This window comes from Amycolatopsis eburnea (assembly GCF_003937945.1).
Taxonomy (GTDB): Bacteria; Actinomycetota; Actinomycetes; order Mycobacteriales; family Pseudonocardiaceae; genus Amycolatopsis; species Amycolatopsis eburnea.
In genome coordinates, this window is record NZ_RSEC01000055.1 from 160,827 (window position 1) to 171,995 (window position 11,169).

General features: G+C 71.4%; 11 protein-coding genes and 1 rRNA gene. 11 read left to right on the plus strand and 1 reads right to left on the minus strand.

What is annotated here, in order from left to right; translation table 11 throughout:
* Window positions 1-179: 179 nt before the first annotated feature.
* Window positions 180-1,145: a helix-turn-helix transcriptional regulator gene (locus EIY87_RS25380; RefSeq protein WP_125312389.1), complete on the minus strand. Its 966-nt coding sequence runs from the start codon at window positions 1,143-1,145 to the stop codon at window positions 180-182.
* 83 nt (window positions 1,146-1,228) lie between these two features.
* Here EIY87_RS25380 and argC point away from each other — a divergent pair, with 83 nt between their 5' ends.
* The 11 genes from argC to EIY87_RS25435 form a co-directional block, all read left to right on the plus strand.
* A complete protein-coding gene (gene argC, locus EIY87_RS25385; protein WP_125312390.1) occupies window positions 1,229-2,257 on the plus strand; it encodes an N-acetyl-gamma-glutamyl-phosphate reductase in 1,029 nt (342 codons plus the stop codon).
* Window positions 2,254-3,414: a bifunctional glutamate N-acetyltransferase/amino-acid acetyltransferase ArgJ gene (gene argJ, locus EIY87_RS25390; protein ID WP_125312391.1), complete on the plus strand. Its 1,161-nt coding sequence runs from the start codon at window positions 2,254-2,256 to the stop codon at window positions 3,412-3,414. The genes argC and argJ overlap by 4 nt, the downstream gene beginning before the upstream one ends.
* Window positions 3,411-4,328 carry an acetylglutamate kinase gene (gene argB, locus EIY87_RS25395; RefSeq protein ID WP_125312392.1) on the plus strand — a complete coding sequence of 306 codons (918 nt, stop codon included), beginning with the start codon at window positions 3,411-3,413 and terminating at the stop codon, window positions 4,326-4,328. The genes argJ and argB overlap by 4 nt, the downstream gene beginning before the upstream one ends.
* Window positions 4,325-5,527 carry an acetylornithine transaminase gene (locus EIY87_RS25400; RefSeq protein WP_125312393.1) on the plus strand — a complete coding sequence of 401 codons (1,203 nt, stop codon included), beginning with the start codon at window positions 4,325-4,327 and terminating at the stop codon, window positions 5,525-5,527. Before argB ends, EIY87_RS25400 begins: the two co-directional genes overlap by 4 nt.
* Window positions 5,527-6,453: an ornithine carbamoyltransferase gene (gene argF, locus EIY87_RS25405; RefSeq protein ID WP_125312394.1), complete on the plus strand. Its 927-nt coding sequence runs from the start codon at window positions 5,527-5,529 to the stop codon at window positions 6,451-6,453. Before EIY87_RS25400 ends, argF begins: the two co-directional genes overlap by 1 nt.
* On the plus strand, window positions 6,450-6,950 hold the full coding sequence (locus EIY87_RS25410; protein WP_125312395.1) for an arginine repressor: 501 nt from the start codon (window positions 6,450-6,452) through the stop codon (window positions 6,948-6,950). Before argF ends, EIY87_RS25410 begins: the two co-directional genes overlap by 4 nt.
* Window positions 6,947-7,210 carry an argininosuccinate synthase gene (locus tag EIY87_RS25415; RefSeq protein ID WP_225440039.1) on the plus strand — a complete coding sequence of 88 codons (264 nt, stop codon included), beginning with the start codon at window positions 6,947-6,949 and terminating at the stop codon, window positions 7,208-7,210. The genes EIY87_RS25410 and EIY87_RS25415 overlap by 4 nt, the downstream gene beginning before the upstream one ends.
* 30 nt (window positions 7,211-7,240) lie before the next feature.
* A complete protein-coding gene (gene argH, locus EIY87_RS25420; protein WP_125312396.1) occupies window positions 7,241-8,656 on the plus strand; it encodes an argininosuccinate lyase in 1,416 nt (471 codons plus the stop codon).
* A gap of 43 nt (window positions 8,657-8,699) precedes the next feature.
* Entirely contained in the window at window positions 8,700-9,332 is a 633-nt protein-coding gene (locus EIY87_RS25425) for a DNA-3-methyladenine glycosylase (RefSeq protein WP_191984262.1), read from the plus strand.
* A 32-nt stretch (window positions 9,333-9,364) separates the two neighbouring features.
* Window positions 9,365-10,639 carry a tyrosine--tRNA ligase gene (gene tyrS, locus EIY87_RS25430; RefSeq protein ID WP_125312398.1) on the plus strand — a complete coding sequence of 425 codons (1,275 nt, stop codon included), beginning with the start codon at window positions 9,365-9,367 and terminating at the stop codon, window positions 10,637-10,639.
* 349 nt (window positions 10,640-10,988) lie between these two features.
* A 16S ribosomal RNA gene (locus tag EIY87_RS25435) occupies window positions 10,989-11,169 on the plus strand; the annotation flags it as partial.

Sequence of the window (11,169 nt, forward strand, 5' to 3'; positions counted from 1 at the left end):
CAGCACCAGCGCGGGGGCAGTCTCGAGTGCGCCACCGGACCGAAAGCGGCCCCTCGGTCGCGGCCCGCGGCGTCCGGTTGGCACGAGCGCAGCGTCCGGCACCGGAGCGGGCCGAACGAGCCCCGATGGTGGCACGGGCGCGCCCGCCGTCCCATCACGGTCAGGCGGCGCTGTCCCGTTCAGTCCACCGGCACACCCGCCGCCGCATTGGCCCGTGCGGCCAGCACCTTCAACCGTTCGGCCAGTTCCACCGGCTCCTCGACCGTGAACGCGCACCCCAGCGCCAGCAGCCGGAACGCGAGCCAGTCCAGGGTGTCCGCGTGACTCCGCCACCGGCACCGGCCGTCCCCGAGGTCGGTCAGCTCGCCGGCCGCCACGCCGAGCCGGCCCGCGATCTGCGTGGCCGGTTCGCCCAGCACCGCCACCGCGCGGTACGTCGGCGCGAGGTCGTAGAGCCGGTCGAGGACATATGCCGCGAGGTCCGCGGCGGGCGGTTGCCGGGGGACCACCCGGCCGCCGGTCGCCTGGGCGTCGCGGACGCGGTCGGCGCGGAAAACCCGCCAGTCCGCCCGGTCGAGGTCGTAGGCCACCAGGTACCACCGGCGCCCCGCGGCGACCAGCCGGAGCGGCTCGGCCCGGCGGCGGGTCTCCGCCCCGTCGTTCGCCCGGTACCGGAAGCGGACCGTCTCGTGGTTGGCGATCGCGCCGGCGAACACCGTCAGCTGCGCGGGGTCGACGACGGGCCCGGTGGCCGCCACGGCGACCGTCGCCGTGCCGATCGTGCCCACCCGGCGGCGCAACCGCGCGGGCAGCACCTGCTCCAGCTTCGCCAGTGCCCGCACGGACGCTTCCTCGATCCCGGAAACGGACTGTCCCGCGGCGGTCCGCAGTCCCACGGCGATCGCGACGGCTTCGTCGTCGTCGAGCACCAGCGGCGGCATCGCGGTGCCCGCGACCAGCCGGTACCCGCCCGCGACACCACGGCTGGCCTCGACCGGGTAGCCCAGGTCGCGCAGCCGGTCGATGTCGCGGCGGATGGTGCGCGGGCTGACCCCGAGCCGTCCGGCCAGCTCGCTGCCCGGCCACTCCCGGGGTGTCTGGAGCAGCGAAAGGAGGCCGAGCAGCCGGGCCGGGGTGTCCGTCATGCGCTCAGCATCCCAAGGTGGCGGGCACCACTTCCCGGTAAACCTGTTTGTTTAGCCTTGCAAGGGCGTGCATAATCATGCGTATGACGGTGAACATCGCGGTGGCCGGAGCCAGCGGGTACGCGGGTGGCGAACTGCTGCGCCTGCTGCTGACCCATCCCGAGGTCGAGATCGGCGCACTCACGGCCGCCAGCAGCGCGGGCACCAGACTCGGCGTCCACCAGCCCCACCTCGTCCCCCTCGCCGACCGCGTCCTCGCCGAGACGACGCCGGAGACCCTCGCCGGGCACGACGTCGTCTTCCTGGCGCTGCCGCACGGGCACTCCGCCGAGATCGCGGCGCAGCTCGGCCCGGACGTCCTGGTCGTCGACCTCGGCGCCGACCACCGCCTGGCCGACCCGGCCGACTGGCAGCGCTGGTACGGCGGCGAGCACGCCGGCCAGTGGCCGTACGGTCTGCCGGAACTGCCCGGCGCCCGCGAGCGGCTCGCCGGCACCAAGCGCGTCGCCGTGCCCGGCTGCTTCCCGACCGGCGGGTCGCTGGCCCTCGCGCCCGCGTTCACCGCCGGGCTGATCGAGTCGGACGTCACGGTCGTGGCGGTCACCGGCACCTCCGGCGCGGGCAAGAGCCTCAAGCCGAACCTGCTCGGCTCCGAGGTGATGGGCTCGGCGAGCGCGTACGGCGTCGGCGGCGCCCACCGCCACACCCCGGAGTTCGCGCAGAACCTCTCGGCCGTCGCGGGGGAGCGGGTCACCGTGTCCTTCACCCCGGTCCTCGCGCCGATGCCCCGCGGCATCCTCACCACGGCGAGCGCGCCGCTGAAGGGCGACGTCGACGAAGCCGCGGTCCGCGAGGCCTACGAGAAGGCCTACGACGCGGAGCCGTTCGTCCAGCTGCTGCCGGCCGGCGCCTGGCCGACGACGTCGGCGACGCTCGGCTCGAACAACGTCCAGCTGCAGGTCACGGTCGACGCCGACGCGAAGCGCCTGGTCGTCGTCGCCGCGATCGACAACCTGACCAAGGGCACCGCCGGCGGTGCCGTCCAGTCGATGAACCTGGCCCTCGGCCTCCCCGAGACCACCGGCCTTTCCACCGTAGGAGTGGCACCGTGACCGTCACCGGCCCCCAGGGCTTCCGCGCCGCCGGCGTCGCCGCCGGGATCAAGGCTTCCGGCGCGCTCGACCTCACGCTGGTCGTCAACGACGGCCCGCTGGACGTCGCGGCCGGCGTGTTCACCCGCAACGTCATCAAGGCCGCGCCGGTGCTGTGGTCGCAGGAGGTGCTGAAGCAGCAGCGGCTCAAGGCCGTCGTCCTCAACTCGGGCGGCGCCAATGCGGCGACCGGGCCCGGCGGCTTCCAGGACACCCACGCCACCGCCGAAAAGGTCGCCGAAGTCCTGCAGGCAGGCGCGATCGAGGTCGCGGTCTGCTCCACCGGCCTGATCGGCGAGCGGCTGCCGATGGACGCCGTCCTGTCCGGCGTGGACACCGCCTTCAAAGCGCTGGACGCGAGCGCCGAAGCGAGCCTGAACGCGGCCACCGGCGTGATGACCACCGACACGAAACCGAAGCAGGCCTTCGCGAAGCACGACGGCGGCTGGAGCGTCGGCGGCTTCGCCAAGGGCGCGGGCATGCTCGCGCCGAACCTCGCCACCATGCTCTCGGTCCTGACCACCGACGCCGTGGTGGACAAGGAAACCCTCGACCGGGCGCTGCGCGCGGCGACCCGCGTGACCTTCGACCGGCTCGACGTCGACGGCGGCACGTCCACCAACGACACCGTGCTGGTCCTGGCGTCCGGCGCCAGCGGGGTCGAGCCGACCGAACTGGAACTCACCGAGCTGCTCACCAAGGTGAGCCTCGACCTCGTGCTGCAGCTGCGCGCGGATTCCGAAGGCGCCACGAAGGACGTCAACATCACCGTCCAGGGCGCCGAGTCCGAGACCGACGCGATCGCGGTCGCCCGCACGATCGCCGAGGACAACCTGGTCAAGACCGCGCTCTTCGGCTCCGATCCCAACTGGGGCCGGATCGCCATGGCGCTCGGCCGGGTCCCGGCCCGGATCGACCCGGAGACGGTGTCGATCACGATCAACGGCGTCACCCTGTTCGCCCAGGGCATGCCTGCCGCCGACCGGACCGCGGCGGACCTCACCGCGCGGGCGATCGAGATCGTCGTCGACCTCGGCGTCGGCACCGAAGCGGCCACCGTCTACACCACGGATCTTTCCCACGGTTACGTCGAAGAGAACAGCGCGTACTCCTCATGAACCAGGAGGCTCTGATTTCCGCGGACGAAAGACTCGCGACGGCGGCCGAAAAGGCCGGGGTCCTGATCGAAGCGCTGCCCTGGCTGCAGCGCTTCCACGGCGCCACCGTGGTGGTGAAGTACGGCGGCAACGCCATGATCGACGACCAGCTGAAGGCGGCCTTCGCCGAGGACATGGTGTTCCTGCGGCTGGCCGGCCTGCGCCCGGTCGTCGTCCACGGCGGTGGCCCGCAGATCACGGCGATGCTCACCCGCCTCGGCGTCGAAGGCGAGTTCAAGGGCGGCCTCCGGGTCACCACGCCGGAGACGATGGACATCGTCCGGATGGTGCTCACCGGCCAGGTCAGCCGCGAGCTCGTCGGGCTGATCAACGCCCACGGCCCGTACGCGGTCGGCATCTCCGGCGAAGACGCGCGGCTGTTCACCGCCGAGCGCAAGCAAGCCACTGTGGACGGTGAGCAGGTCGACATCGGGCTGGTCGGCGAGGTCGCCGAGGTCAACCCGGACGCGGTGCTCGACATCGTCAACGCCGGGCGCATCCCGGTCGTCTCCACCGTCGCCCCGGACGTCGAGGGCGTCGTGCACAACGTCAACGCCGACACCGCGGCGGGCGCGCTGGCGGCCGCGCTGGGCGCCGAAAAGCTCGTCGTGCTCACCGACGTCGAGGGCTTGTACGCGAACTGGCCCGACCGGTCGTCGCTGATCGACCGCATCCGCGTCGACCGCCTCGAGACCATGCTGCCCGGCCTGGCCAGCGGCATGATCCCGAAGATGGAGGCGTGCGTGCGCGCCATCCGCGGCGGCGTGCGCCGGGCGCACGTGATCGACGGCCGCCTCGCCCATTCGGTGCTCCTGGAAGTCTTCACCTCGAGGGGCATCGGCACCATGGTCTTCCCCGAAACGGAGCTCCCGTGACCGACCTCAAGTCCAATGTGGACGGCCAGCAGCACTGGCAGTCCGCCCTGATGGACAACTACGGCACCCCGGCGCTGACGCTCGTGCGCGGTGAAGGCGCGAAGGTCTGGGACGCCGACGGCAAGGAGTACGTCGACCTGCTCGGCGGCATCGCCGTCAACGCACTGGGCCACGCCCACCCGGCGGTCGTCGAAGCCGTCACCGCGCAGATCAAGCAGCTCGGCCACACCTCGAACCTGTACGTCAACCCGGTCGCCGTCGAGCTCGCCGAAGCACTGCTCGACGTCGCCGGCCTCGCCGGCAACGGCCGGGTGCTGTTCGTCAACTCCGGCGCCGAGGCCAACGAAGCCGCGCTGAAGATCAGCCGGCTGACCGGGCGCACCAAGGTGATCGCCGCCGAAGGCGCGTTCCACGGCCGGACCATGGGCGCGCTGACGCTCACCGGCCAGCCCGGCAAGCGCGACCCCTTCAAGCCGCTGGTGCCCGGGGTGGAGCACGTCCCGTACGGGGACGTCGCGGCGCTCAAGGCCGCCGTGGACACCGACACCGCGGCCGTCTTCCTCGAGCCGGTGCTGGGCGAGGCCGGGGTGTTCCCGGCGCCCGACGGCTACCTGCAGGCCGCCCGCGAGATCACCAAGGCCACCGGCACGCTGCTGGTGCTCGACGAGGTGCAGACCGGCATCGGCAGGCTCGGCACCTGGTTCGGCTACCAGCAGGCCGGCATCGTCCCGGACGTGATCACCCTGGCCAAGGGCCTCGGCGGCGGGCTGCCGCTGGGCGCGGTCATCGGCGTCGGCGCGGCGGGCGACCTGCTCAAGCCGGGCCACCACGGCACGACCTTCGGCGGCAACCCGGTGTGCTGCGCCGCCGGCCTGGCCGTGCTGAAGACCATCGCCGCGGACGGTCTCCTCGACCACGTCTCCGCGCTGGGCAAGGACATCGCGGCCGGCGTCGAGGCGCTCGGCCACCCGCTGGTCGCCGGGGTGCGCGGGGCCGGCCTGCTGCTCGGCATCGCACTGAAGCAGCCGGTCTCGGCGGCGGTCGCGAAGGCCGTCCAGGACGCCGGTTACCTCGTCAACCCGATCGCCCCGGAGACGATCCGGCTCGCGCCGCCGCTCGTGCTCGACGGCGAGCAGGTCGAAGGCTTCCTCGCCGCACTCCCGAACGCGCTCGACTCCACCACGAAGGACTCCGACTGATGCTCCGCCACTTCCTCCGCGACGACGACGTCAGTCCCGCCGAGCAGAAGGCCATCCTCGACCTCGCCGACGCGCTGAAGGCCGACCCGCTGGGCACCAAGACCCTGGCGGGCAAGTCGATCACGGCGATCTTCGAGAAGAACTCGACGCGCACCCGGTTCTCGTTCGAGGTCGGCATCAGCCAGCTCGGCGGGCACCCGGTGATCGTCGACGGCCGCTCGATGCAGCTCGGCCGCGAGGAGACCATCGAAGACACCTCGCGCGTGCTGTCCCGGTACGTCGACGGGATCGTGTGGCGGACCTTCGCCCAGAAGCGCATCGAGGCGATGGCCTCCGCGGCGTCGATCCCGGTGGTCAACGCGCTCACCGACGAGTTCCACCCGTGCCAGGCGCTCACCGACCTGATGACCATCCGGGAGCGCAAGGGGAAGCTCGCCGGGCTGACGCTGGTCTACCTCGGTGACGGCGCCAACAACATGGCGCACTCGCTGCTGCTCGCCGGGGTCACCGCCGGGATGCACGTCCGGGTGGTCTCGCCGCTCGGGTTCCAGCCCGACCAGCAGGTCATGCTCGACGCCAAGAAGCGGGGCGAGGAGACCGGCGGCACGGCCACCGTCTTCACCGACCCGTACGAGGCGGTCGGCGGCGCGGACGTGCTCGTCACCGACACGTGGACGTCGATGGGGCAGGAGAACGACGGCCTCGACCGGGTCGGGCCGTTCCGGGCGCTCCAGGTCAACGCCGAGCTGCTCAAGAAAGCGGCGGACGACGCGATCGTGCTGCACTGCCTGCCCGCGCACCGCGGCTGGGAGATCACCGACGAGGTGATCGACGGCCCGGCCAGCGCGGTGTGGGACGAGGCCGAGAACCGCCTGCACGCCCAGAAGGCCTTGCTGGTCTGGCTCTTCGAAGAGAGCCGGCGATGACCAGCAGCCGGGTGGGGCGGCAGGCGCGGATCACCGAACTGGTGTCCACCATGACCATCCGCAGCCAGACCGAGCTGGCCAAGCTGCTGGCCGCCGAAGGCATCGAGGTCACGCAGGCGACGCTGTCGCGCGATCTCGACGAGCTCGGCGCGGTCAAGCTGCGCGGTCCGGACTCGGGGGCGCCGGTCTACGTGATCCCCGAGGACGGCAGCCCGGTCCGCGGGGTGCAGGGCGGGACGTCGCGGCTCTCCCGGCTGCTGGCCGAGCTGATGGTCTCGGCGGACTCGTCCGGCAACCTGATGGTGCTGCGGACCCCGCCGGGCGCGGCGCAGTTCCTCGCCAGCGCGATCGACCGGGCCGCCCTGGAGGAGGTCGTCGGCTCGATCGCCGGGGACGACACGGTCGCGGTCATCGCCCGGGAACCCCTGACGGGCAAAGAACTCGCGGAGCGCTTCGCCGCTCTCGCCCAGCGATCGGCGGACGAAGGGTCGTCATGACCGCTCTCGCCGACATCTTCCCGGCCGAGGGCGAGTTCCTCGCGCCGGACGAGGTCGTGATCACCTTCGACCACGGGATCCCGGTGGCGATCGACGGCGAGACCGTCTCCGTCGCCGAAGCCCGCCGGATGCTGAGCGCGCGCGGCGAGGCGCAGCGGATCGGCCGCGGCGAAGCGTGCGCCGCACTCGAACGGCGGACCGGCCGCGGATGTGCCAGTGTCCGCCTGGTCCTGTACGACGGCCGGATCACGGTCGCCTGAACACCTGAAAACCGAGGAGAAGCGAGAACAGTGAGCGGGAACGAGCAGCCGGTCCAGCTGTGGGGCGGCCGGTTCGCCAGCGGTCCGGCGGAGGCCATGGCCGCGCTGAGCGCGTCGACGCACTTCGACTGGCGGCTGGCGCCCTACGACATCGCCGGCTCCCGCGCGCACGCCCGCGTGCTGCGCAAGGCGGGCCTGCTCACCGAAGACGAGCTGACGGGCATGCTGACCGCGCTGGACGCGCTGGCCAAGGACGTCGCGTCGGGGGCGTTCACCCCGACGATCGCGGACGAGGACGTGCACACGGCCCTCGAGCGCGGCCTGCTCGAGCGGGCGGGCACCGAGCTCGGCGGCAAGCTGCGGGCCGGCCGGTCGCGCAACGACCAGGTGGCGACGCTGTTCCGGATGTGGCTGCGCGACGCCGCCCGCCGGGTCGTCGCCGGCACCCTGGATGTCGTCGACGCGCTGGTCTCGCAGGCCAAGCGGCACCCGGACGCGATCCTGCCCGGCCGCACGCATCTGCAGCACGCCCAGCCGGTGCTGCTCGCGCACCACCTGATGGCTCACGGCCAGGCCCTGCTTCGCGACGTCTCGCGGCTGCAGGACTGGGACGCCCGCACGGCCGAGTCGCCGTACGGCTCGGGCGCGCTCGCCGGCTCGTCGCTGGGCCTCGACCCGGAGGCCGTCGCCGCGGAGCTGGGCTTCACGACCAGCGTCGAGAACTCGATCGACGGCACCGCTTCGCGTGACTTCGTCGCCGAGTTCGCGTTCGCCGTCGCCATGCTCTCGGTCAACCTGTCCCGGATCGCCGAAGAGGTGATCATCTGGAACACCGCCGAGTTCGGCTACGTGACGCTGGACGACGCCTGGGCGACCGGCAGTTCGATCATGCCGCAGAAGAAGAACCCGGACGTCGCCGAGCTGACCCGCGGCAAGGCGGGCCGGCTGATCGGCAACCTCACCGGCCTGCTCGCCACGCTGAAGGCGCAGCCGCTGGCCTACAACCGCGACCTGCAGGAGGACAAGGAGCCGGTGTTCGACTCGGTCGAGCAGCTCGAGCTCCTGTTCCCGGCGATCGCGGGCATGCTCGCCACCCTGACCTTCCACACCGACCGGCTCGCCGAGCTCGCGCCGGCCGGGTTCACGCTGGCCACCGACATCGCGGAGTGGCTGGTGCGCCAGGGCGTGCCGTTCCGCGTCGCGCACGAAGCGGCGGGCGAAAGCGTTCGCGTCGCCGAGGCTCGTGGCGTCGGCTTGGACGAGCTCACCGACGAGGAGTTCGAGAAGATCAACCCGGCGCTCACGCCCGAGGTGCGCGCGGTCCTCACCGTCGAAGGCTCGGTGAAGTCCCGCAACGCCCGGGGCGGGACGGCGCCGGAGCGCGTCGCCGAACAGCGCGACCGGCTGGAGGAGCGCGTCACCGCGGCCCGCCAGTGGCTCGGCTGACCCGCTGGTTAGGCTCGGCCGGGTCACCGGGACGAGGGGAGTGGTGTTGAGCGACCGGCTGTTCACGCGCGAGGAGCTGGCACTCGATCCCGTCGACCTGGCCCGGCTGCTGCTCGGCTCGGTCCTGGAAGCCGACGGTCCGGACGGCACCGTCGGCGTCCGGCTGGTCGAGGTCGAGGCCTACCGCGGCGAAGACGACCCGGCGTCGCACTGCTACCGCGGCCGGACCCCGCGCAACGCCGTGATGTGGGGTCCGGCGGGTCACCTGTACGTGTACTTCGTCTACGGGATGCACTTCTGCGCGAACATCGTCGGCTCCCACGACGGCGTCGCGGGCGCGGTGCTGCTGCGAGCCGGCGAGGTCGTCACCGGCCTCGACGTCGTCCGCAAGCGGCGGCCGAACGCCCGGGGGACCGGCGAGCTGGCCAAGGGGCCGGCGATCCTCACGTCGGTGCTGCGCATCGACCGCGCGGAGAACGGCGTCGACCTGACCGACCCGGCGTCGCCGGTGCGGCTGTACGCGGGCAAGCGGGTGCCGGACGAGCAGATCCGCTCCGGTCCCCGCGTCGGCGTCGCGATGGCGATGGAGACGCCGTGGCGGTTCTGGGTCGACGGCTCGCCCGCGGTGTCGACCTACCGGCGGGGCGGGAAGCGCCGGGTGCGACCCGCCAGTTAGTCGGTTGACCTGGTGCGGGAGGATCTACAGGCGTGAGCGAACACATCCTCGACGAGCTGTCCTGGCGCGGCCTGATCGCGCAGTCCACCGACATCGACGCCCTCCGGCGCGAGCTCGACCAGGGTCCCGTGACGCTCTATTGCGGCTTCGACCCGACCGCGCCCAGCCTGCACGCCGGCAACCTGGTCCCGCTGCTCATGCTCAAGCGCTTCCAGCGCGCGGGGCACCGGCCCATCGTGCTGGCCGGCGGCGCGACCGGGATGATCGGCGACCCGCGCGACACCGGTGAGCGCACGCTGAACACCCTCGACGTCGTCGCCGAGTGGGCCGGGCGCATCCGCGGCCAGCTCGAGCGGTTCGTGGACTTCGACGACTCGCCGACCGGCGCGATCGTCGAGAACAACCTCAACTGGACCGGGCAGCAGACCGCGCTGGAGTTCCTGCGCGACGTCGGGAAGCACTTCTCGATCAACGTCATGCTCAACCGGGAGACGGTGAAGCGCCGGCTCGAAGGCGACGGCATGTCGTACACCGAGTTCAGCTACCTGCTCCTGCAGTCGCAGGACTACCTGCAGCTGCACCGCCAGTACGGCTGCAAGCTGCAGGTCGGCGGGTCCGACCAGTGGGGCAACCTCGTCGGCGGCGTCGACCTGATCCGCCGGACCGACGGCGCGGGCGTGCACGCGCTGACCGCGCCGCTGGTCACCGACGCGGAGGGCCGCAAGTTCGGCAAGTCCACCGGTGGCGGGAACCTCTGGCTCGACCCGGAGATGACCTCGCCGTACGCCTGGTACCAGTACTTCGTCAACGTGGGTGACGCTGATGTCATCCGCTACCTGCGGATGTTCACGTTCCTGGGCCAGGAGGAGATCGCCGCGCTGGCCGAGGACACCGAACAGCGCCCCCACCTGCGTTCCGCGCAGAAGCGGCTGGCGGAGGAGTTCACCGTCCTGGTGCACGGCGAGGAGCAGACCCGGCAGGTCATCAACGCGAGCCAGGCCCTCTTCGGCCGCGGCGAGCTCGGCGACCTGGACGAACGCACCCTCGACGCGGCGATGGCCGAGGTCCCGAACGGCAAGGTCGACCCGTCGGGCGAGCCGACGATCGTCGACCTGCTGCTGGCCGGGGGACTGGTGGACAGCAAGGGCGCCGCGCGCCGCACGCTCAAGGAGGGCGGCGCGTACGTCAACAACGTGAAGATCGCGGACGAGGAGTGGAAGCCGGCCCCGGGCGACGCCCTGCACGGCAAGTGGCTCGTCGTCCGCAAGGGCAAGCGGAACGTCGCCGGCGTCGCCCTCGGCGGCTGACCGGCCCCCGGAGGTCCGAAACAGGGCCCTGACCTGCGGGAACGCGGTTAAGGGACCCCCCTGTTTCGGGCCCTTGGAGGGGGTGTAAAGTTCTCCAAGTCGCCAGGGAAACCGGGTGGCCGCCGGGACACGAACCAAGCTCTCGCGGATCGCGATTGAGTGGGTGTCCCACCAAAAACTGCTAGGAATGACTCGCTTCGAGCGAGCCGCTGGAACGCGGTGAACTCGGGGTGTGTTGCTTGAGAACTCAACAGTGTGCTAGTGAACTAAGCCAGTAGAGCTTATATTTGAAACCCCCTCGTCGGGGTTTCCTTTGAGAGCAAGTATTTTGCCTCGATTGAACTGTTCATTGTTGGAGAGTTTGATCCTGGCTCAGGACGAACGCTGGCGGCGTGCTTAACACATGCAAGTCGAACGCTGAACCGGTTTCGGCCGGGGATGAGTGGCGAACGGGTGAGTAACACGTGGGTAATCTGCCCTGCACTCTGGGATAAGCCTTGGAAACGAGGTCTAATACCGGATATCACTTT